The 23,141-nt window shown below is 35.1% G+C and carries 21 protein-coding genes and 1 riboswitch; of the genes, 15 read left to right on the forward strand and 6 right to left on the reverse strand.

Translation table 11 applies throughout. The features are described 5' to 3' along the window. Positions 1-108: 108 nt before the first annotated feature. Positions 109-321 carry a YdbC family protein gene (locus tag EGX96_RS09255; protein WP_001288869.1) on the forward strand — a complete coding sequence of 71 codons (213 nt, stop codon included), beginning with the start codon at positions 109-111 and terminating at the stop codon, positions 319-321. A 123-nt stretch (positions 322-444) separates the two neighbouring features. Continuing rightward, positions 445-1,242, forward strand: a complete 798-nt coding sequence (locus EGX96_RS09260; protein ID WP_000618024.1) for a tryptophan-rich sensory protein — start codon at positions 445-447, stop codon at positions 1,240-1,242. A 101-nt stretch (positions 1,243-1,343) separates the two neighbouring features. Here EGX96_RS09260 and EGX96_RS09265 read toward each other — a convergent pair whose 3' ends face one another. After that, a complete protein-coding gene (locus EGX96_RS09265; protein ID WP_001073009.1) occupies positions 1,344-2,684 on the reverse strand; it encodes an Nramp family divalent metal transporter in 1,341 nt (446 codons plus the stop codon). Between the two features lie 420 nt (positions 2,685-3,104). After that, positions 3,105-3,219, forward strand: a riboswitch (FMN riboswitch). A 193-nt stretch (positions 3,220-3,412) separates the two neighbouring features. Here EGX96_RS09265 and ribD point away from each other — a divergent pair. Genes ribD through ribH form a run of 4 tightly spaced genes read left to right on the forward strand, consistent with a single transcriptional unit; the run spans position 3,413 to position 6,849 of the window. Beyond that, positions 3,413-4,522, forward strand: coding sequence for a bifunctional diaminohydroxyphosphoribosylaminopyrimidine deaminase/5-amino-6-(5-phosphoribosylamino)uracil reductase RibD (ribD, locus tag EGX96_RS09270; protein ID WP_000975998.1), 1,110 nt, complete (start codon positions 3,413-3,415; stop codon positions 4,520-4,522). Further along, positions 4,503-5,153, forward strand: a complete 651-nt coding sequence (locus EGX96_RS09275; RefSeq protein ID WP_000493859.1) for a riboflavin synthase — start codon at positions 4,503-4,505, stop codon at positions 5,151-5,153. The genes ribD and EGX96_RS09275 overlap by 20 nt, the downstream gene beginning before the upstream one ends. Before the next feature lie 17 nt (positions 5,154-5,170). Then, the gene (locus EGX96_RS09280; protein WP_123957839.1) at positions 5,171-6,364 is read left to right on the forward strand and encodes a bifunctional 3,4-dihydroxy-2-butanone-4-phosphate synthase/GTP cyclohydrolase II; all 1,194 of its coding nucleotides are present in this window, start codon (positions 5,171-5,173) and stop codon (positions 6,362-6,364) included. 14 nt (positions 6,365-6,378) lie between these two features. After that, the gene (gene ribH / locus EGX96_RS09285; protein WP_000152414.1) at positions 6,379-6,849 is read left to right on the forward strand and encodes a 6,7-dimethyl-8-ribityllumazine synthase; all 471 of its coding nucleotides are present in this window, start codon (positions 6,379-6,381) and stop codon (positions 6,847-6,849) included. Positions 6,850-6,923: 74 nt separating this feature from the next. Here ribH and lysS read toward each other — a convergent pair whose 3' ends face one another. Further along, positions 6,924-8,414 carry a lysine--tRNA ligase gene (gene lysS, locus EGX96_RS09290; RefSeq protein ID WP_000070708.1) on the reverse strand — a complete coding sequence of 497 codons (1,491 nt, stop codon included), beginning with the start codon at positions 8,412-8,414 and terminating at the stop codon, positions 6,924-6,926. Between the two features lie 174 nt (positions 8,415-8,588). On the opposite strand from lysS, the gene EGX96_RS09295 reads away from it, so the two are divergent. Next, entirely contained in the window at positions 8,589-9,491 is a 903-nt protein-coding gene (locus EGX96_RS09295; RefSeq protein ID WP_000633102.1) for an HAD family hydrolase, read from the forward strand. Positions 9,492-9,526: 35 nt separating this feature from the next. Here the strand turns inward: EGX96_RS09295 and EGX96_RS09300 are convergent, their stop codons facing one another. Both EGX96_RS09300 and EGX96_RS09305 read right to left on the reverse strand, forming a co-directional pair. Further along, on the reverse strand, positions 9,527-10,168 hold the full coding sequence (locus EGX96_RS09300) for a histidine phosphatase family protein (protein ID WP_000675284.1): 642 nt from the start codon (positions 10,166-10,168) through the stop codon (positions 9,527-9,529). A 21-nt stretch (positions 10,169-10,189) separates the two neighbouring features. Continuing rightward, positions 10,190-10,663: an aminoacyl-tRNA deacylase gene (locus tag EGX96_RS09305; RefSeq protein WP_000038839.1), complete on the reverse strand. Its 474-nt coding sequence runs from the start codon at positions 10,661-10,663 to the stop codon at positions 10,190-10,192. A 294-nt stretch (positions 10,664-10,957) separates the two neighbouring features. Between EGX96_RS09305 and EGX96_RS09310 the strand changes: the two genes are divergently transcribed. Beyond that, positions 10,958-11,575, forward strand: coding sequence for an SDR family oxidoreductase (locus EGX96_RS09310; RefSeq protein ID WP_000404307.1), 618 nt, complete (start codon positions 10,958-10,960; stop codon positions 11,573-11,575). A gap of 32 nt (positions 11,576-11,607) precedes the next feature. On the opposite strand, the gene EGX96_RS09315 is transcribed toward EGX96_RS09310, so the two are convergent. Beyond that, entirely contained in the window at positions 11,608-12,456 is an 849-nt protein-coding gene (locus EGX96_RS09315) for a glycoside hydrolase family 25 protein (protein ID WP_001254339.1), read from the reverse strand. Positions 12,457-12,611: 155 nt separating this feature from the next. Here EGX96_RS09315 and EGX96_RS09320 point away from each other — a divergent pair, with 155 nt between their 5' ends. Both EGX96_RS09320 and EGX96_RS09325 read left to right on the forward strand, forming a co-directional pair. Further along, positions 12,612-13,136, forward strand: a complete 525-nt coding sequence (locus EGX96_RS09320; RefSeq protein WP_000594806.1) for an ECF transporter S component — start codon at positions 12,612-12,614, stop codon at positions 13,134-13,136. Further along, complete coding sequence (locus EGX96_RS09325) at positions 13,120-13,509, forward strand: DUF4430 domain-containing protein (RefSeq protein WP_000759944.1); 390 nt, start codon at positions 13,120-13,122, stop codon at positions 13,507-13,509. The genes EGX96_RS09320 and EGX96_RS09325 overlap by 17 nt, the downstream gene beginning before the upstream one ends. A gap of 58 nt (positions 13,510-13,567) precedes the next feature. On the opposite strand, the gene pepF is transcribed toward EGX96_RS09325, so the two are convergent. Next, positions 13,568-15,367 (reverse strand): oligoendopeptidase F, encoded by a 1,800-nt coding sequence (gene pepF / locus EGX96_RS09330; protein ID WP_000768691.1) that lies wholly within the window; start codon positions 15,365-15,367, stop codon positions 13,568-13,570. Between the two features lie 208 nt (positions 15,368-15,575). On the opposite strand from pepF, the gene ppc reads away from it, so the two are divergent. The 5 genes from ppc (at position 15,576) to EGX96_RS09355 (ending at position 23,101) form a co-directional block, all read left to right on the forward strand. Continuing rightward, positions 15,576-18,371 (forward strand): phosphoenolpyruvate carboxylase, encoded by a 2,796-nt coding sequence (ppc, locus tag EGX96_RS09335; RefSeq protein WP_000019267.1) that lies wholly within the window; start codon positions 15,576-15,578, stop codon positions 18,369-18,371. Between the two features lie 105 nt (positions 18,372-18,476). Next, on the forward strand, positions 18,477-19,745 hold the full coding sequence (ftsW, locus tag EGX96_RS09340; RefSeq protein WP_000687014.1) for a cell division peptidoglycan polymerase FtsW: 1,269 nt from the start codon (positions 18,477-18,479) through the stop codon (positions 19,743-19,745). A 351-nt stretch (positions 19,746-20,096) separates the two neighbouring features. Beyond that, positions 20,097-21,293 carry an elongation factor Tu gene (gene tuf / locus EGX96_RS09345; RefSeq protein ID WP_001040730.1) on the forward strand — a complete coding sequence of 399 codons (1,197 nt, stop codon included), beginning with the start codon at positions 20,097-20,099 and terminating at the stop codon, positions 21,291-21,293. Between the two features lie 180 nt (positions 21,294-21,473). Further along, positions 21,474-22,232, forward strand: coding sequence for a triose-phosphate isomerase (tpiA, locus tag EGX96_RS09350; RefSeq protein WP_000087883.1), 759 nt, complete (start codon positions 21,474-21,476; stop codon positions 22,230-22,232). A gap of 176 nt (positions 22,233-22,408) precedes the next feature. Then, positions 22,409-23,101 (forward strand): phosphoglycerate mutase, encoded by a 693-nt coding sequence (locus tag EGX96_RS09355; protein WP_000240135.1) that lies wholly within the window; start codon positions 22,409-22,411, stop codon positions 23,099-23,101. Positions 23,102-23,141: the final 40 nt, after the last annotated feature.

The following is a 23,141-nucleotide window of genomic DNA, read 5'->3' on the forward strand; positions in this document are numbered from 1 at the left end:
TGTCATTTTACATGGTCAATATTACTAAAAATTGTTAAAATAGAAGAAGTTCATTTAAATAGAACAAAAAGCTATAAAAATAACGAATAGTATAAGTGGAGGTATAAAATGTCAGAATTTACATTTGAAATTGTTGAGAAGTTATTGGTCCTATCTGAAAATGAAAAAGGTTGGACAAAAGAGTTGAATCGTGTGAGCTTCAACGGAGCGCCAGCTAAATTTGATTTGCGTACATGGAGTCCAGATCATACAAAAATGGGTAAAGGTATCACTTTATCTAATGAAGAATTTAAAGTCATTTTAGATGCTTTTCGTAAATAAATAAAAAGTGGTTTCAAAAACCACTTTTTTTGTCGAGACAAACGAGTATTCAGTAAACATATTGATTAAAAAAATAGAATTTTTAAACTAAAAGAATTATAATGGAGGTAAAAGGAGGCCTCTATGATTAGACATTCATTTAAAAGTAAGGTGTTATTGTTAGTCTTTATCTTAACAATAATAGTGAATTATTTATCCGCAACAGGTTTTTTAACAGGGAACAGTCAGAAGAGTCTGTCTGATCGTTATCAAACGCTCTTGACACCAGCACCATTAGCCTTTTCAATTTGGTCAGTCATCTATTTATTGACCTTTTTAGTAATATTAAGAGCTATATTCAGTAAGAGTCAATCTTACCAAGATAACTTTGCTAGCATTTTTCCATACTTTTTGGGTCTTCTATTAGTTAATAATATATGGACTGTATTTTTTACGAGTAATTTGATTGGCCTATCAACAATAATAATTTTTGCTTACTGTATTCTTCTGGTTATCATTATCAAGATACTAAGTAAAAATAAATCAAAATTACTGCTTAGAATAACATTTGGAATTCATGCAGGATGGTTGCTAGTTGCGTCATTGGTCAATTTAGCGGTCTACTTAGTTAAAATTGATTTTAATTACCCATTACCAAAGGTATATATAGCTATCATTGCCTTGATTTTTATAACTGTTTTAAGTCTTTACCTAGCTAGAGTATTACAAAATGCTTACTTAATCTTATCCGTTTTTTGGGCTTGGTTGATGGTTTTTAAAGCACATTTAGAAGGAAATTTTCAACACCTATATTTTAGTATCCAAATTTTATCTTTGATTGCAGCAATTATCCTTGGCGTATCGTTTTTCATCATCGGTTATTATAATGTCAAGGAGAGGTACAAGCAAAAAAATACTAGCCCTTACTCACGGGTTCTTTGAAAGAAATACAAAAAGCTCCATCATTATGTACTTTCCTCTATCATTAGATGTATGTCTCATGATAGAGGTTCAGTTCATTAGTGGGGCTTTTTTGTATTGTATTAAAGTAAATCCATGATTAATTTCAAATTGAGTAATGTTAAAATGATGGCGACAAGGTATGCTAAATAGGTATTCCATTTAGCATTAGCATGCTCTCCCATAATTGATTTTTGCGACGTGAAATAAATCAATGGAAAGATTGAAAATGGTAAAGCTAAGGAAAGAAAAACTTGTGAATAGACGATTAGTTGATCTAACGTATTTTCTTCGCCTCCAACTAGTAGGGCGATAACAAAAATTGGAAGAAGAGTTAATAATCTAGTACAAAGCCTTATTAACCATTGAGGTAATTTGAAGTGAAGGAAACCTTCCATAACGATTTGTCCTGTTAAAGTACCTGTAATCGTTGAATTTTGACCACTTGCTAGTAGGGCAACTGCAAAAAGGGTAGAAAGGAAAGAACTGGCTACTGCACCAGTAATAGTTTTATCAGATAGGGCAAGATACATTTGAGAAAAGGCACTGATATCATTAGCATGCCCATAAAATAGACTAGCTCCTAAGACTAATAGTAGCGAATTCACGACAAATGCAAGTGATAGCTGAATGTTAGAATCTAAGGTCATGAAACGTACAGCTTTTTTTATTGAAGATTTATTATGATAATCCACGCGTCTAGTCTGAGATAAAGAAGAATGTAAATAAAGATTATGTGGCATGACTGTTGCGCCGATAATGCCAAGAGCGAGGGTTAAAGGACTATTTTTCCCTTCATGTGATATGTTAAAAAGCTCATGGTGTGGTAAAAATCCTTTGAACATAGCATCTAAATCAGGTTGTGATAAAACAACTAAATATGTAAAGATTATCAAAATTGTCAATATGAGAACAGAAACAAAGGCTTCAATTTTTTGGACGCCTAACTTCATTAAGAGTAAAAGTAAGAATACATCCAAAATAGTAATCATGATAGACAGTAACAGGGGCCAGCCAAATAATAAGTGAAGAGCAATGGCAGAGCCAATGACTTCTGCTAAATCAGTAGCGATAAGGGCTAACTCAATGATAATAAATAGCAGGTAACGAAGCGGTTTTGGGAGTCGAGAAGCTGTTGCTTGTGCTAAGTCCTGTCGTGTAACAATGCCAAGCTTGCCAGCCATTTGTTGTAATTGCATCGCCATCAAAGAAGATACTAAAACAACAAACAATAGTAAGTAACGATAGGTAGCTCCACCAATAACGCTAGTAATCCAGTTATCTGGATCCATATAACCAACTGCAACCAAAGCTCCAGGTCCAAGAAAAGCTCTTAAAGTGTTCCAAAAAGAGCTATTGTGAGGAACCTCAACGCTCTGATTAACTTCGGATAAGGATCTTTTGACGGAATGATTTTGATTCATGTAATACTATACTTTCTAGTAATCTCAAGCCATTATAACAAATAGAAAATAGAAAAACAATTAAAAATTAACGCTACTTAATAATCAATTGAGGTGCTGTTTAGTATTTAGAGAATTATTTTCTTAACAGTTACATTTGAAATAACAAAATAACAGATTTCTATCGATTATTTTTAGTTCCGTAGATTTACCTAAGTTATTTAAGTGGAGTAAACTATATCTGTAGTGAATTTTTTAAGAAATATAATCCAATAATACTAGCGATTCTTGTTTGATTAGTTCGAAAGATTGCTTTATGGTATAGATATACTGTCTTGTAGAGATAAGAATAGATGAGCTACTTAATTATTATTTTATAATAAAAAACACATTATTTTTATTGACAAATAAAAATGAGTTTAGTAAAATAACTGTCAAATAGAATTTCTTCGGGGTCAGGTGAAAATCCTAACCGGCGGTATAGTCCGCGAGCTTTCGAGCATGAACTGGTGTGATTCCAGTACCGACAGTAAAGTCTGGATGAGAGAAGAATTCAGTGATTGTCTGCTACTTGCAGTTTATTTGTGCTGGATTAATGAGAGACTCCCTATAGTTTTCTATAGGGAGTCTTTAGTTTTTTTGTGCTACCTAAAATATAATGCTAATTAGTATAATCAACGACTTCTCATCCCTCCCCTTAGTTTTCTATTTTAGAAGCTAAGGGTTTTTATTTTAGAAGGAAAAAGGAAATGATGAAAAAAGAAGACTACATGGCATTAGCCTTGAAAGAGGCTGAGAAAGGTATGGGGTTCGTTGCTCCCAACCCATTAGTAGGTGCTGTTATTGTTAAAGATGATCGTATAATTTCCAAAGGTTATCATAAACGATTTGGAGATTTACATGCGGAAAGACAGGCTATTAAAAATGCTGATGAGGATATCTCTGGAAGTACTCTGTACGTGACTTTAGAACCATGCTGTCATGTTGGTAAGCAACCACCTTGTACTGAAGCTCTTATTAAATCTGGTATCAAAAAAGTAGTAGTTGGAAGTTTAGATCCAAATCCTTTAGTTTCAGGAAAAGGGATTGCCTTGTTGAGAAAAGAAGGTTTAAATGTTGAAGTTGGTATCTTAAGAGAAGAATGCGATGCTCTGAATGAAAGATTTATTTTTCACATGACCTATAAGCAGCCTTTTGTTTATTTGAAATATGCTATGACTTTAGATGGGAAGATAGCTACAAAGACGGGCGATTCTAAGTGGATATCAAATGAGCACTCAAGACAATCTGTTCAGAAATTGAGGCAAAAATGTAGTGCTATTATGGTCGGTATCAATACTGTATTAGCTGATAATCCACGTTTAACTTGCCGTATTCCTAAAGGTGAAGCGCTTGTGAGGATCGTATGTGATAGTCAGTTGAAGATACCTTTAGACTCTTACCTAGTTAAGAGCGCTAAAACAATACCAACATGGATTGCAACATGTTCAGATAATCTTGCTCAGCAACAAACATTAAAAGAAATGGGTTGCCGTTTGATTAAGGTCCCAAGAAAAGATGGAAAGCTGGATTTGAAAGTATTAATGACTATTTTAGGACAAGAAGGGATTGATAGCCTTCTTATTGAAGGAGGAAGTAGTTTACATTTTTCAGCTTTAAAAGCTGGTATTGTTAACAGACTAATTGTTTTTATTGCACCCAAAATAATAGGAGGTCTGAAAGCAAAAACAGCTATTTCTGGAGAAGGTTTGGATTGGCTTAACCAAGCTTTCAGAGTAAAAGATATTGAACTTAGTCGTATGGATTCTGACGTTGTTATTGAAGGAAAGGTAGAACATTATGTTTACAGGAATTATTGAGGAAATGGGTCAAGTCAGTCGTATTCGGAATGGCATAAAGTCCCAACAATTAAGTATTGATGCTCCCAAACTAGTCCCTTTATTAAGAAAAGGGGATAGCGTAGCTGTTAATGGTGTTTGTTTGACGGTTCTTGACAAAAGTGAAACAGCTTTTATAGCAGACGTCATGCCAGAAAGTATGATGCGAACAAGCTTAGCTGCTTTACGACTTCATTCTAAAGTTAACTTAGAATTAGCACTCAGAAGTGACTCAAGGTTAGGGGGGCATTTTGTTCTTGGACATGTGGATGGGGTTGGAAAAATAGAAAAAATCCAAAAAGATGATATTGCTGTCAGATTTTCAATTGATGCTCCACCTAGTATTATGTCTTATATTATAGAGAAAGGTTCGGTGGCTCTAGATGGGATTAGCTTAACAGTGGTATCATTTACAGAGCATTCTTTTGAAGTTTCGGTCATTCCCCACACGATGGCTCAAACTAATCTATCCTTAAAAAAGGTTGGGGATTTATTAAATATCGAAGTGGATGTTTTAGGCAAATATGCTGAGAAATTTTTAGCACCCACTAATAGAACTAATCACACTTCATCGGTAATGGATTGGTCTTTTTTATCAGAAAATGGCTACTAAGAGAGAGGAGAAAGCTAATGGCCTTTAGTCCAATAAAAAAACTTTTACAAGACATCAAATCAGGGAAAATGGTAGTGTTGATGGATGACGAAAATAGAGAGAATGAAGGAGACCTTATTTGTGCGGCTGAAATGGTGACAAAAGAGTCGATTAATTTTATGGCTAAATTTGGGAAAGGATTAATTTGCTTACCTCTGTCTAATTACTATGCTGAAAAGTTAGAATTAGCTCAAATGGCTAGCCATAATACTGATAATCATGAAACAGCTTTTACCATATCTATTGATCATCTATCAACTAGTACTGGGATTTCTGCGGAAGATAGAGCTTTGACAGCTAAGATGGTTGCTAACGACAGTAGCAAAGCTAAAGACTTTAGACGTCCTGGGCACTTATTTCCCTTGTTAGCCAAGGAAGGAGGTGTTTTAGCTAGAAATGGACATACTGAAGCAACCGTTGATCTATGTCGTTTAGCTGGATTAAAGGAATGTGGACTTTGTTGTGAAATAATGGCTGAAGATGGTAGTATGATGAGAAAGGATGAGTTATTAGCATTTGCTCAAAAGCACGATTTAGCTATCGCTACCATAAAACAATTGCAAGACTATAGACGTCAAGAAGAGGGAGGGGTGGTTAGAGAAATTGAGATTCAGCTACCAACGCAATTCGGTCATTTTACGGCTTATGGATATAGCGAAGTTGTGGCAAATAAGGAACATGTTGCCCTTGTTAAAGGGGATATTAGTAGTGGTGAAGATGTTTTATGTCGTTTACACTCAGAATGTTTGACAGGTGATGTCTTTCATTCCTTGAGATGTGATTGTGGGGAACAACTGGCTAATGCCCTCCAACAAATAGAGGCTGAAGGTCGTGGAGTCCTTCTTTATATGAGACAGGAAGGTCGAGGAATTGGTTTGATTAATAAGTTAAAAGCTTATCATTTGCAAGAAGAAGGCTTAGATACTTTAGAAGCTAATTTGGCTTTAGGTTTTGAAGGAGATGAGAGAGACTATGGAGTTAGTGCTCAACTTTTAAAAGATTTAGGTATAAATTCTATAAACTTACTAACCAATAATCCAGATAAAATCCAACAACTTGAAGCAGAAGGAATTTGCGTCAAAAACAGAGTGCCATTACAGGTGGCAGTAACAGCTTATGACCTTAATTATTTAAAAACTAAAAAAGGAAAAATGGGACATCTTTTAGATTAAAGGAGGAAGAAAAAATGACAATTATTGAAGGACAATTAGTGGCAAACGAAATGAAAATAGGAATCGTAGTCTCACGTTTCAATGAATTGATTACATCTAAATTATTATCAGGAGCAGTAGATGGACTGCTGAGACATGGTGTTTCAGAAGAAGATATAGATATTGTATGGGTACCTGGTGCTTTTGAAATCCCCTATATGGCTAGAAAAATGGCATTATATAAAGATTATGATGCTATTATCTGTCTTGGGGTAGTCATTAAAGGCAGCACTGATCATTATGATTATGTTTGTAATGAGGTGACAAAAGGTATTGGTCATTTAAATAGCCAGTCAGATATCCCTCATATCTTTGGTGTTCTAACAACGGATAACATCGAACAAGCTATTGAGAGGGCAGGAACAAAAGCAGGAAATAAAGGTTATGATTGTGCTCTTTCGGCTATTGAAATGGTGAACCTTGATAAAAAATTGCGTGAGCGATAAATCAGAAACCTAACAAAGTTCAGTAGAGGTAATATTAAAACCCACCTTAAATAAGGATGGGTTTTAATATATTCTTATTTCATTGTAGGGAAAAGTAGGACGTCTCGGATAGTTGTTGTATCAGTTAACAGCATACAGAGACGGTCGATACCAATACCTAGTCCACCAGTAGGTGGCATACCATATTCAAGTGCTTCAACATAATCGTAATCAACTCCAGTTGCTTCATCATCGCCAAGTTCTTTAGCAGATGCTTGTGCTTCAAAGCGAGATAGCTGATCAATTGGGTCATTTAATTCTGTAAAAGCATTAGCGTATTCTTTAGTCATGATAAAGAGTTCGAAACGGTCTGTAAAACGAGGGTCTGTATCATTTTTCTTAGCAAGTGGAGACACTTCAACTGGATGACCAAAGACAAAAGTTGGTTGAATTAAAGTGTCTTCAACAAATTCTTCGAAGAAGGCATTAATGATGTGACCAACTGTTGTGAAATGTTTTTCAAGTGGAACATTTTTTTCTTGTGCCAAAGCTTGTGCTTCTTCAAGAGTCATTTCTTTCCAGAAGTCAATACCAGTGATTTCTTTAACCGCATCAACCATATGAACACGTTTGAATGGTTCATTAATTTTAATTTCTGTGCCTTGATAATTAATTGGTCCATCACCTTTTACAGTTTTTGTAACATGCTGGATAATACCTTCTGTCAAGTCCATAATATCCTGGTAGTCAGCATAGGCTTGGTAGGCTTCAATAGATGTGAACTCTGGATTGTGGGTTGCATCCATCCCTTCATTACGGAAAATACGTCCGATTTCATAAACACGCTCCATACCACCTACAATAAGACGTTTTAGATGCAATTCAGTTGCGATACGAAGAACCATGTCAATGTCTTGTGCATTGTGATGTGTGATAAATGGGCGAGCAGAAGCACCACCAGCTTCATTATGAAGAACAGGTGTTTCAACCTCTAAGAAACCATTGCTATCCATAAAGCGACGAATTTCTGAAATGATTTTTGAGCGTGTTACAAAACGGTCAAAGCTGTCACGATTTGAGATTAAATCAAGATGACGTTTACGATAGATTGTTTCAATATCAGTTAGGCCGTGGAATTTTTCAGGAAGTGGACGGAGTGCTTTTGAAAGGTGAGTAATATGAGTAGCCTTGATAGAAAGTTCTCCCATATCTGTACGCATTACTTGCCCTTCAACACCAAGGAAGTCACCTAAATCAGCTTTTTTAAAGATTTCGTAGTTTTCTTCGCCAACAGAATCTTTACGGACATAAATTTGAATTTGACCTTCGCGATCTTGGATATGCGCAAAGCCAACTTTCCCCTTACCGCGCTTAGTCATTAAACGACCAGCGATTGTAGCAGTTTCTTCAATGTCGTGCAAGTCTTCTTTTGATTTGTCAGCGTATTTTTCATTTAATTGACCAGATGTTGCTGTACGTTCAAATCGTTTACCAAAAGGATCAATGCCTTGTTCAGTCAAAGCAGCCATTTTTTCACGACGAACAATCTGTTGGTCATTTAATTCTTCAATATGTTGGTTAGACATAATTTCCTCCAAGTTAGTATTCATCCTATTGTACCACAAAAACACTGATAATTCATAATTTATTTTATGAGTTTCTGGTGTTATTCTCATTTTTAATAGACTTTTCACCATTTGAAAATAAGGGTAGAAAAAGGTATAATTAACAATTGAAAATTCAGAAAGAAAAGGATAATCATGATTACTTCAATTGTTTTTGATGTTGATGATACGATTTACGATCAACAAGCACCTTACCGTATTGCTGTGGAGAAATGCTTTCCTGATTTTGATATGAGCGCTATTAACCAAGCTTATATTCGCTTTCGTCATTATTCAGATATTGGCTTTCCACGAGTAATGGCTGGTGAATGGACAACAGAATATTTTCGTTTCTGGCGATGCAAAGAAACGCTTTTAGAGTTTGGTTATCGTGAAATTGACGAAGCTACTGGTATTTATTTTCAAGAAATATACGAACATGAACTTGAAAATATTACAATGCTTGATGAGATGCGTATGACACTTGACTTTTTGAAATCAAAAAATGTACCAATGGGAATTATTACAAATGGTCCTACGGAACATCAATTGAAAAAAGTTAAAAAATTGGGACTTTATGACTATGTTGATCCAAAACGTGTTATAGTTAGTCAAGCAACTGGTTTTCAAAAGCCTGAAAAGGAGATTTTTAATTTAGCAGCAGAGCAATTTGATATGAACCCTTCAACTACACTTTATGTGGGTGATTCATATGATAATGATATTATGGGTGCATTTAATGGTGGTTGGCATTCTATGTGGTTCAACCATAGAGGACGTTCTTTAAAACCGGGAATTAAACCAGTTTATGATGTTGCTATTGATAACTTTGAGCAATTATTCGGTGCTGTTAAAGTGTTGTTTGACTTACCTGATAATAAATTTATTTTTGATATCAACGATAAAAGTAATCCAGTCCTTGAAATGGGACTTAATAATGGTTTAATGATGGCAGCAGAGCGTCTGCTTGAGAGTAATATGAGCGTTGACAAAGTTGTTATTTTACTGCGCCTAACTGCAAAACAAGAAAAAGTATTACGCATGAAGTATGCTAGATAATTAAATAATCCACTAGATGAATCTAGTGGATTATTTTAGTGTGTCATTTTGACCTCTTGCCTTAAATAAGATTTATCGTTCCAAGTCAGACAGTTGAAGTCTTTAAAATCATGAGTTTCTATGATTGTGAGGCTGGCATTATCAAGTTTATCTTTGTAGTGTAAACTACCATATTGATAACCCAGTAAGGAACGAATAGACGCAGTTAGGTTTGCTCCATGTCCTACAATAAGGACCTTGTCGTAATTTTTTGAAGCTAGAGAACGTAAGAAACTCTCTACACGATGCGTTGTCTGATAAAGAGATTCTGCACCGAACATGTCATGTTTAAATTGTAAGGGATTTTGATAAAATGCGGTCATTTGACGAGGATAGATAGCTTGCATAGTTGCAATTTTACAACCTTCTAAAGTTCCCAATGCCCATTCACGAAGTTGAGGAGTATAGTGGATTTCTTTTGGGCATGAATTAGCATCATTGAGGATATTAACAGTATCTCTAGCACGACCTAAGTCGCTAGAATAAACAGCATCAAAATGAATAGATGATAGGTATTGTCCAAGTTCTTCTAATTCTTCAATAGCTTCTTCAAGGAGAGGTGAGTCTCCGTTAGCACCTTGGAAACGCCCCTCTAAATTCCATTGTGTTTTTCCGTGTCTAACAAGATAAAATTTCATATTTTTCTCCAATCCTAATTATTATTCCTTTATATCGGCAAATTTAGCATTTACGAAATCTGCAAGAACCTCACTATTAATACGAATAGAACGTCCAATTTCTCCTGCAGAGACAATGAGTTCTTGTTTTTCTAAAGCGATAGTATCGATAAAAATAGGGTAATTATGTTTTTGGCGAATTCCAATTGGATTATTTGCTCCGTGAATATAACCGGTTATTTTCTGGAGATCTTTTTGAGGTATCATTTGTACCTTTTTGTTTCCTGAAATTTTAGCTAACTTTTTTTCGGATAAATGCTCGGTGAGAGGTAAGATACCTATTATGGGACCGGTTTTATCACCGATTAGCGCTAATGTCTTAAAGATATCTTGTTTTTGAATACCGTTGGGGAAATCTCCCTGTAAAGCATCCAATTGTAGACTATCATGTTCGATTTTTGCTTTATCTAAAATTTGATCAACTAAAGTTTTTTTGATTTTATTCTTTTTACTCATAATGACCCTTAACTAATAAGTTTGTTTCATATTTATTATAACATTTAAAGATGATTATAGTAAATTTCTACTGACTCTTAGAAATAAGCTTGAATACCATTTCAGGGAATAATGATAATAAATATCGCAACAGTACTATTTGGAATGTTAAATTAGAAGTTTTATAAATAGCTAAATATGAAGTGTCCTGATGTAATGACTTGAAATCATACCGTGGTCAGGTATTAAACGATTACTTTGACAAGGCATATAAAAATTTCTATACTAAATTTACAAAATGAAGGAGAGGGAACTATGGAAATACTGATTGCAGGTGGTAGTGGTTTTTTAGGAAAGCAGATAATAAAAGCAGCGCTTACAAAAGGGCATAAAGTGGCTTACTTATCAAGACATGAAGGTAAAGGTGATATATTTAAGGATCCTAGATTAACCTACATTAGGGGAGATATTACAGAAGCTGATAAGATTCATTTAGAAGACAGAACTTTTGATATATTAATTGACTGTATTGGAGCGATTAAGCCCAATCAACTAGATGAGCTTAACGTTAAAGCAACCCAAAAAGCAGTAGCACTCTGTCACAAAAATCAAATACCAAAGTTAGTTTATATTTCAGCCAACAGCGGCTATTCAGCTTACATTAAAAGTAAAAGGAAGGCAGAGCAGATAATCAAAGCAAGCGGTCTGGATTATCTTTTTGTAAGACCAGGTTTGATGTATGGTGAAGAGCGACCTCTCTCGATTTTCCAAGCCAAGTGTATAAAGTTATTTAGTCATTTGCCTTTCTTAGGTATTGTTGTACAAAAGGTCTTTCCAACTAAGGTTGTGATAGTGGCAGAAGCAATCGTTACTACGCTTAGGAAAAAACCAACCCAAAAAATCCTTTCTATTGAAGAATTAAATAATAAATAGTTTATCAAAAAAGCTACTGTTAACAGTAGCTTTTACTCTTTTACTTTTCCAAAAAGTTTCTCATAAGTTTTCTTCTTGTCTTTATTAACTGCAATTTGATTTAAATCAAGCGGTTGATTGAATCCTGGTAGATAACCTTGAGAGGTGTATTGGTGTAAATCGTATTTAAGTTCAGTTTGCGGAGCCGCTTCATAGTATCCAGAATCGCTACCATAAGTTGGAATCCAAACAGCGTCAAATCCTTTTACAGAGATGCCTTGCTCAGTCATAAAGTAAGTACCAATGTAGATACCAACATTTTTAGCACCAAGTCTTTTTAATTCTTTTCGGAATGCTTGGACACCTTTATTCATGTTAGACATTGTCTCCTCTTCTACGTCAATCCAATAAAAAGTTGGTTTGTAAGGAGCTGCATTCTTATAAAATATCTGAGCCTCTTCTTTCATTTCTTTAACACTTGAACCAAGTGCATAACTGTAGACAGCTACTGGGATATTTCGCTTTTGAAATTCTTTGATATGGGTCTTAAACGATTTATCGATTCCAGTTGTATAAGCAGCGTTATTAGTCTTAGATATCTTTGATCCACCAAAGACACGAATAACAACACCTGAAATATTTTTTGAAAGCGTATCGTAATCAATCTCCTTAGGAAGTTGCCAACCAGAGACATCGATAATCGGTTTAAGAACAAACTCTTTATCTTTCGATGATGTTGATTTTTGCGGTACTTTTGAAGCTTTTACGGATGGAATTGTCTTTTTAGCTTCAACTAATTCTTTTTTCAAAGTATTTGTCGAATGTAAATGACCAATAATTAATAAAAGTCCAAATAAACTGAAAAAAACCGCAACAACAATAGGTTTAATTCTTCTTCTCATTATTGATATTGTAACTTAAAAGGTTTAAAAAATCAAAGTTTACAGGCTTATTTACGTTCTTTTAAAAAAGAGGTCGTTTATGTAACATTAGAAATGAAATTGTAATAAAAAAGACTTTTAAGCGGTAGTCATAGTTTTGAGGTATAATTAAAGACATGATAAAGAATTCAACTTTAACTAAATTGACTAGAGTCGCTATATTATCTGCTTTGTGTGTTGTGTTGAGATATGCTTTTGCGCCTCTGCCTAACATTCAGCCAATTACTGCCATTTTTTTGATTACAGTTGTCTTATTCGATTTAAAAGAAGGTGTAGCTACTGTAACTATAACAATGCTAGTTTCTTCTTTTTTAATGGGCTTTGGGCCATGGGTCTTTTTGCAAATCATTTCCTTCACTTTAATTTTATGCTTGTGGAAATTTCTGATATATCCGCTGACAAAAGCTGTATGTTTTGGTAAAATAACGGAGGTAGTACTTCAAACTTTCTTTGCAGGAGGGTTAGGGGTTGTTTATGGCGTCATTATTGATACCTGTTTTGCTTGGTTATATCATATGCCTTGGTGGACTTATGTATTAGCAGGACTTAGTTTTAATATGGCACACGCTTTATCAACTTGTTTATTTTATCCTCTTTTGTTACCGATTTTAAGGAGATTTAGGAATGAAAAAATACATTAAATTATTCTTGCTAACAGTATTCGCTACAACTTTAGTAGCTTGCGGGCAACCATCTACATCGAATAAGACAACAACTAGCTCAACGTTAGAAGTTGGTAAGGTTGAATTGGTGGTTAAAGAAGATACGAACGTGTTAAGTGAAAAGGTTGTTTACCATAAAGGTGATACTGTTTTGGATGTGCTTAAAGCTAACTATAAAGTTAAAGAAAAAGATGGTTTCATTACTTCAATTGATGGCATCAGCCAAGATGAAACCAAAGGGCTTTATTGGATGTTCAAGGTCAATAATAAATTAGCTCCTAAGGCAGCAAACCAAATTAAAGTTAAAAAGAATGACAAAATTGAATTTTATCAGGAAGTTTACAAAAAATAAGATAAAAACAAGTTGGAGATATCTCCAACTTGTTTTTATGTTTTTGAAAGGCTGTAGTTTAGCCTTGCTCAATAAGATTACTGTAATTAATAATTTGGTCTACAGTGTTAGATAAGAAATTAATAGTATCGCGCAGAGGCTTATCAGTAGAAATATCAGCACTGATTAATAGAGCTGTTTCTAAAGGGGTACGGCTCCCACCAGATTTCAAGAATGCTAACCACTCTTTTGCTCCGTTTGGATTATTTTTGAGATTGAGATAGCCGGCTGTCGAGATTACTAATCCAGCAGAGTAAGTATAGCTATAGAGCCCCATGTAGTAATGAGCTTGTCTCATCCATGTCAAAGCGGCATCGTCATCTATTTCAATAGCATCTCCCCAGAATTGTGTTAATACTTCCTTCATAATAGCATTTAATTGTTCTGCTCCAAAAGTTCCTCCCTCCTCAATTAGAGTGTAAACTTTACGTTGGAAAGCAGCTTCAAGTAAGTGAGTAATGAAATTGTGGAAGTAAGTATCAGTTAAGCGATGTGCAAGAGCAAAGCGTTTTTGACGTGCTGTATCAAATTGGTTTTCTAAGTAGTCACTAAGTAAAAGTTCGTTAAAAGTAGATGGAGCTTCAACATAGTAAGTGGACATGTGAGTATTGAAAAAACTTTGGTGATTATCTGAGAAGATAAATTGACCAGAATGTCCAATCTCATGAATAAGTGTGTAGACATCGCTCATACGCCCCGTCCAGCTCATGAGTACATAGGGATGAACTTTGTAAGGATCCGCAGCATATCCTCCAGAATCTTTATTAGCGTTAGCTGCAAAATCAACCCAACGCTCTTTTTGATAGCGCTCAACCTCTTGAGAATATTCTTTTCCTAAAGGAGCAACTGATTTCATTACTAAGTCATAAGCATCATTGATACTTACTTCGGGATTAAGTTCGTTATCAATGTCTAATTTCCAATCTGCAAAAGTCATCTTTTCAATACCATTAACATCGGCGATATGTTTGAGGAATCGTTGAGCTACTGGACCAAATTCATCCATGATAAGATCAATTTGTCTGTCAAACATTGAACGGTCAACTTCTTGTTCGGAAAGAAGATAATCAAAAACACTATCGTAACCACGCATATCAGCAATTAACTTTTCAGATTTGACTTTTGCAAGATAAGCCGCAGCTGCAGCATTTTGGTGCTTACGTAGACCTTTCGAGAATGAACGGAAGGATTTTTCACGTATCTCTGCATTTTCGTGATTTTGAAAGTAATTTTCATAAGTTACAAAACTATTTTTGTAGGTTTTTCCGTCAACTTCAAAATCTTCCATATCAAAATCGCCAGCACGCATTTTAGTATAAATATCATATGGTGTATTTAGGACTTCATTTAAGTTTGTCAAAGCTTTTTCGACTTCTGGACTTAATAAGTGTTGCTTTTGAATTTTAGCTTGGCGAATAGTTGCTTTGAAATGAGGGTTATTTTCTAAAGAATCTAAAATCTTTATATCTGCATTTGCTAGGGCAGTATTAAAGAAAGAAAGTAGTACATTAGCTTTAGTTGCGAAGTCTGATCCTGCTTGAGAAATTTGTGCAAACTCTTCGTTGCTAAAGTCAGTAGTTTGAGGCATAAAAGCATACGTATCAATGTGACTCATCTGGATATAAATATGCTCGATTTCCATAAGGGCACTAGTAAAATCCTCAACACAATTAAGTTTTCCCTCGTAATTTTTTTTGAAAACCTTGATATCCTCAAGAGCTTTTTCAATAGCCAGTAAAAAATCTTGACGATCTTTGTAGAGAGCAGTCAGATCCCAAAGTTCATTTTCAGGGAATTCAGAGCGTTTTTTAAGTTTCATGCGATACTCCTTTAATAATAGTTGTTAATTAACAATTAATCAGTTAATCTCAATTATCCTCAGTATATCAAAAAAGTCGAACAAGAAAAACTGATTACTGTCATAAATAAGTAAAAATCTGAAAATTCTATCTAAAAATCCTAGAATGGTTTACTTTTTACTTTAAAATGGTATCATAGTAGTGAGATTTAAGAGAGGAAGTGATGGTTTGTCCCACCCGAAATTAGAAAGTAGTAGCAATAAAGAAATCATTACCGAAGAGGTCGGTTTACTGAAGCAGCTTTTGGATGAAGCAACGCAAAAATTGATTGGTAGTGAATCATTTGACAAGATTGAAAAAATAGTTTCATTATCATTAACTGACGATTATACTGGTCTGAAGGAAACTATTTCGGCTTTAAGCAACGAGGAGATGGTTATTGTTTCTCGTTACTTCTCTATTTTGCCGCTCTTAATTAATATTTCAGAAGACGTTGATTTAGCATATGAAATTAATTATAAAAATAATCTTAACCAAGATTACCTAGGAAAGTTATCAACGACTATTGATGTTGTAGCTGGCCATGAAAATGCTAAAGATATTCTTGAACACGTCAATGTTGTGCCTGTGCTAACAGCTCATCCTACTCAGGTGCAGCGTAAAACGGTGCTCGAATTAACGTCTAAGATTCATGATTTATTACGTAAATACAGAGATGTCAAGGCAGGAATCGTGAATCAAGAAAAATGGTATGCTGACTTGCGTCGTTACATCGGCATTATCATGCAAACAGACACTATTCGCGAGAAAAAATTGAAAGTCAAAAATGAGATAACCAATGTAATGGAATATTACAACCGTTCTCTTATTAAAGCAGTTACCAAATTAACAGCAGAATATAAGGCACTGGCAGCTAAAAAAGGTATTCACTTGGAGAATCCTAAGCCTCTGACTATGGGGATGTGGATTGGTGGTGATAGAGATGGCAATCCCTTTGTAACTGCTGAGACACTAAGATTATCAGCTATGGTACAAAGTGAAGTGATTATTAACCATTATATTGAGCAGCTAAATGAACTTTATCGTAATATGTCACTTTCAATAAATCTAACTGAAGTCTCTCCCGAACTTGTTACATTGGCAAACCAGTCACAAGATAATTCGGTATATAGGGAAAATGAACCTTACCGTAAAGCTTTCAATTTTATCCAAGATAAACTGGTACAAACCCTACTAAATTTAAAAGTTGGTTCTTCCCCAAAAGAGAAATTTGTTAGTCGCCAAGAATCTTCTGATATTGTAGGAAGGTATATAAAATCACATATCGCTCAAGTAGCTTCTGACATACAGACAGAAGAACTACCAGCATACGCTACTGCTGAGGAGTTTAAACAAGATTTGTTACTTGTGAAGCAATCTTTAGTTCAATATGGACAAGATTCTCTTGTTGATGGCGAATTAGCTTGTCTTATTCAAGCAGTAGATATCTTTGGATTTTATTTAGCTACTATTGATATGCGTCAAGATTCTAGTATTAATGAAGCTTGTGTAGCAGAATTATTGAAGTCTGCCAATATTGTAGATGATTACAGTTCTCTTTCAGAAGAAGAAAAATGTCAACTTCTCTTAAAAGAATTAACAGAAGATCCTAGAACATTATCTTCTACGCATGCTCCTAAATCCGAGTTACTTCAAAAAGAATTGGCTATTTTCCAAACAGCACGTGAGTTAAAAGATCAATTGGGTGAAGACATTATAAACCAGCATATCATTTCTCACACAGAGAGCGTTTCGGATATGTTTGAGTTAGCTATCATGTTAAAAGAAGTTGGACTAATTGATGCCAATCAAGCTCGTATTCAGATTGTACCGTTATTTGAAACCATCGAAGATTTGGATAATTCACGTGATATTATGACCCAGTATCTACATTATGAATTAGTTAAAAAATGGATTGCTACTAACAACAATTATCAAGAAATAATGCTAGGTTATTCAGATAGTAATAAAGATGGTGGCTATTTATCATCTGGTTGGACTCTATATAAAGCTCAAAATGAGCTAACAAAAATAGGTGAAGAAAACGGTATTAAAATCACATTTTTCCACGGTCGTGGTGGAACTGTTGGTCGTGGTGGTGGTCCATCTTATGAAGCTATCACATCACAACCTTTTGGTTCAATCAAAGATCGAATTCGCCTAACAGAGCAAGGTGAAATCATTGAGAATAAATATGGTAATCAAGATGCAGCCTATTATAACCTTGAAATGCTTATTTCAGCTTCCATAGACCGCATGGTAACACGTATGATTACTAACCCTAATGAAATTGATAATTTCCGTGAGACAATGGATGGTATTGTGTCTGAAAGTAATGCCGTTTATAGAAATTTAGTTTTTGATAATCCTTATTTCTATGACTATTTCTTTGAAGCAAGTCCAATTAAAGAGGTATCAAGTTTAAATATTGGTTCTCGGCCAGCAGCACGTAAAACAATTACAGAAATTTCAGGTTTACGTGCAATTCCATGGGTATTTTCATGGTCACAAAATCGTATTATGTTTCCAGGATGGTATGGTGTTGGATCAGCCTTCAAGCACTTTATTGAACAAGATGAGGCAAACTTAGCAAAATTACAAACCATGTATCAAAAATGGCCATTCTTTAATTCTCTTTTATCTAATGTAGATATGGTTTTATCAAAATCAAATATGAATATTGCGCTTCAGTATGCTCAGTTAGCTGGAAGTAAAGAAGTTCGAGATGTTTTTAATATCATCCTTAATGAATGGCAGTTAACTAAAGATATGATTTTAGCTATTGAACAGCATGATAATTTATTAGAAGAAAACCCAATGTTACATGCAAGTTTAGATTATCGTTTGCCATATTTCAATGTTTTGAATTATGTTCAAATTGAATTGATTAAACGTCTTCGTAGTAACCAACTAGATGAAGACTATGAGAAGTTGATTCATATTACTATTAATGGTATTGCAACAGGTTTACGAAATTCAGGTTAATATTGATAGAGGGAGGATCATTGCTATTCTCCCTTTTACTTTACTTCGAAAGATGATATAATGCATAATGGTAATTTTTTGATATATTAAAGGAAATAATACAATATGAAAATTGATAAAAGGCATCTTCTGAATTATTCCATCCTCATTCCCTATTTGATATTGTCTATTCTAGGCTTAATTGTAATTTATTCGACAACTAGTGCAACTCTAATTCAGCTTGGAGCTAACCCTTTTCGTTCAGTAATCAACCAGGGTGTCTTTTGGGCAGTCAGTTTGGTTGCAATTATCTTTATCTATAAACTGAAACTAAATTTTTTGAAAAATTCTAAAGTGTTGACTATGGCAGTATTGGTAGAAGTATTTTTACTACTAATAGCGCGCTTTTTTACACAAGAAGTTAATGGAGCACATGGTTGGATTGTTATTGGTCCTATTAGTTTTCAACCTGCTGAATATTTAAAAGTTATCATTGTATGGTATTTAGCGTTTACTTTTGCTCGAAGGCAAAAAAAGATAGAAATATATGATTATCAAGCTTTGACAAAAGGGAGATGGCTTCCGAGATCACTAAGCGACCTAAAAGATTGGCGATTTTATTCTTTATTTATGATTGGTTTGGTAATTGCACAACCTGATTTAGGAAATGGTTCGATAATTGTTCTAACGGTCATTATTATGTACTGTATTAGTGGTATTGGTTATCGATGGTTTTCAGCTTTACTTGGTCTAATCGTCGTGGGGTCAACTTTATTTATCGGAACTATTGCAGTTGTTGGAGTTGAGACAATGGCTAAAGTCCCTGTCTTTGGTTATGTAGCTAAGCGATTTAATGCTTTTTTTGACCCATTTAAAGATTTAACAGATTCAGGACACCAGTTGGCTAATTCGTATTATGCAATGAGCAACGGTGGCTGGTTTGGTCGAGGACTTGGGAATTCTATTGAAAAATTAGGGTACTTACCAGAAGCAACAACAGACTTTGTCTTTTCAATTGTTATTGAGGAATTAGGAGTTATTGGTGCAGGGTTTATTTTAGCTTTGGTTTTCTTCTTAATTTTACGTATTATGCACGTAGGTATAAAGGCTAAAGATCCTTTCAACTCAATGATCGCTCTTGGTATTGGAGCAATGCTATTGATGCAAGTTTTTGTTAACATTGGTGGTATTTCTGGGTTAATCCCCTCAACTGGAGTGACATTTCCTTTCTTATCCCAAGGAGGGAACAGCCTCTTGGTACTTTCTGTAGCTATCGGATTCGTGCTTAATATTGATGCTAACGAGAAAAAGGAACTCATAATGAAAGAAGCAGAAGAGCAATATAAGCCACAAGAAAAAAATGAAAAAATAATCAACCTTGATGCCTTTAAATAATCATCCAAACAAAAATCGAGATTTTTATCTCGATTTTTGTATTTTTTGAAATTTAAACTCTAATTAATAGAGAGAAGATATTTGAAGAAAAGAAGTGTCTATTAATATTCTAATACTATAAATTAGGATGTATTTAACAATATGATTATATGATAACTACTAAAAAATACATATAAGAGATAACAAATGCCTCAATCAATCTTACCCGAATTTTAAGGAAATAAAGAAATAAGCAAAAAAGCATAAAATACTTGCTTTTTTAGAGGATTTTGTTAAAATAGATAAGTAAAGTTAGACTGTATTGCCTACCGTCTATCTATAAAATATATTTTATTGGAGGCTTTTCCTAAAATGGCAAAAGAAAAATACGATCGTAGTAAACCACACGTTAACATTGGTACAATCGGACACGTTGACCACGGTAAAACTACTTTAACAGCAGCTATCACAACTGTATTGGCACGTCGCTTGCCTACTTCAGTTAACCAACCAAAAGATTACGCTTCTATCGATGCTGCTCCAGAAGAGCGCGAACGCGGAATCACAATCAACACTGCACACGTTGAGTACGAAACTGAAAAACGTCACTATGCCCACATCGACGCTCCAGGACACGCGGACTACGTTAAAAACATGATCACTGGTGCTGCTCAAATGGACGGAGCTATCCTTGTAGTTGCTTCAACTGATGGACCAATGCCACAAACTCGTGAGCACATCCTTCTTTCACGTCAAGTTGGTGTTAAACACCTTATCGTATTCATGAACAAAGTTGACCTTGTTGATGATGAAGAATTGCTTGAATTGGTTGAAATGGAAATTCGTGACCTTCTTTCAGAATACGACTTCCCAGGTGATGACCTTCCAGTTATCCAAGGTTCAGCTCTTAAAGCACTTGAAGGCGACGAAAAATACGAAGACATCATCATGGAATTGATGAGCACTGTTGATGAGTACATTCCAGAACCAGAACGTGATACTGACAAACCTTTACTTCTTCCAGTTGAAGATGTATTCTCAATCACTGGACGTGGTACAGTTGCTTCAGGACGTATCGACCGTGGTACTGTTCGTGTCAACGACGAAGTTGAAATCGTTGGTATTAAAGAAGATATCCAAAAAGCAGTTGTTACTGGTGTTGAAATGTTCCGTAAACAACTTGACGAAGGTCTTGCAGGGGACAACGTTGGTGTTCTTCTTCGTGGTGTTCAACGTGATGAAATCGAACGTGGTCAAGTTCTTGCTAAACCAGGTTCAATCAACCCACACACTAAATTTAAAGGTGAAGTTTACATCCTTTCTAAAGAAGAAGGTGGACGTCATACTCCATTCTTCAACAACTACCGTCCACAATTCTACTTCCGTACAACTGACGTAACAGGTTCAATCGAACTTCCAGCAGGAACAGAAATGGTTATGCCTGGTGATAACGTTACTATCGAAGTTGAATTGATTCACCCAATCGCCGTAGAACAAGGTACTACTTTCTCAATCCGTGAAGGTGGACGTACTGTTGGTTCAGGTATCGTTTCAGAAATCGAAGCTTAATTTAACTTAATTAAGTTCCCAAACGGCAGTTAGAGTCAGACAGCTCAAATTGTGAAGAGTCCTCAGGGACTCTTTTTTAGTATCTATAATTAAAGCGTTTTACTAGACTCGTGAAACTTTTAATTAACTATAATTTATGGTATGATAGATTAGTAAATAAAAAAAGAAGAGGTATGTGTAATGTCACGTAAACCATTTATCGCTGGTAACTGGAAAATGAATAAAAATCCAGAAGAAGCAAAAGCATTCATCGAAGCAGTAGCTTCTAAATTACCATCATCAGAACTTGTTGAAGCAGGGATTGCTGCTCCAGCGCTTACTTTATCAACAGTTCTTGAAGCAGCTAAAGGTTCAGAATTGAAAATCGCTGCTCAAAATAGCTATTTTGAGAATTCAGGTGCATTCACTGGTGAAAACAGCCCTAAAGTATTGGCTGAAATGGGTACAGACTACGTTGTTATCGGTCACTCAGAACGTCGTGATTATTTCCATGAAACTGACCAAGATATCAACAAAAAAGCAAAAGCTATCTTTGCTAATGGTTTGACTCCAATCATTTGTTGCGGTGAGTCTCTTGAAACTTACGAAGCTGGTAAAGCGGTTGAATTCGTAGGTGCTCAAGTTTCAGCAGCTCTTGCAGGTTTGTCAGAAGAGCAAGTATCATCACTTGTTATCGCTTACGAACCAATCTGGGCTATTGGTACTGGTAAATCAGCAACTCAAGACGACGCACAAAACATGTGTAAAGCAGTTCGTGACGTTGTTGCAGCAGACTTCGGTCAAGCAGTTGCTGACAAAGTTCGCGTTCAATACGGTGGTTCAGTTAAACCTGAAAACGTTGCAGAATATATGGCTTGCCCAGACGTTGACGGTGCCCTTGTAGGTGGAGCTTCACTTGAAGCAGAAAGCTTCCTTGCCTTATTAGATTTTGTTAAATAAATCACATGATATCTAAAGGCATAGCACTCTAGGTGATATGCCTTTTCTTATAGATAGTTAATAATAAGCTATTTTTGATTATTGAACTAGTAATCAGACTAGATTTTTATGGCTATTTTTTGTAGAATAGTTAAAGTAAATATTGGTATAGCCAAAATTAAAGGAGAAATTTTCTAATGGTAAAATTAGTATTCGCACGCCACGGTGAATCTGAGTGGAATAAAGCTAACCTTTTCACTGGATGGGCTGACGTAGATCTTTCAGAAAAAGGTACACAACAAGCTATTGATGCTGGGAAATTAATTCAAGCAGCAGGTATTGAGTTCGACCTTGCTTTTACATCAGTTCTTAAACGTGCCATCAAAACAACTAACCTTGCCCTTGAAGCAGCTGATCAACTTTGGGTACCAGTTGAAAAATCATGGCGCTTGAACGAACGTCATTACGGTGGATTGACAGGAAAAAATAAAGCAGAAGCAGCTGAACAATTTGGTGATGAGCAAGTTCATATTTGGCGTCGTTCATATGATGTATTGCCTCCAGATATGGCTAAAGATGATGAACATTCAGCACATACTGATCGTCGCTATGCTTCACTAGATGATTCTGTTATTCCAGATGCAGAAAACCTAAAAGTTACTTTAGAGCGTGCTCTTCCTTTCTGGGAAGATAAAATTGCTCCTGCTCTTAAAGATGGTAAAAATGTGTTTGTTGGTGCACACGGTAACTCAATCCGTGCTCTTGTAAAACATATCAAACAATTGTCAGATGATGAAATCATGGACGTTGAAATTCCTAACTTCCCACCACTTGTTTTCGAATTTGATGAAAAATTAAACCTTGTTTCAGAATATTACTTAGGTAAATAATCTAATCTTTATATAAAAAATTCAGGCCAAGTTGGCTTGA

It is taken from the genome of Streptococcus sp. FDAARGOS_520 (genome assembly GCF_003812685.1).
In the GTDB taxonomy this organism is placed as follows: Bacteria; Bacillota; Bacilli; order Lactobacillales; family Streptococcaceae; genus Streptococcus; species Streptococcus agalactiae.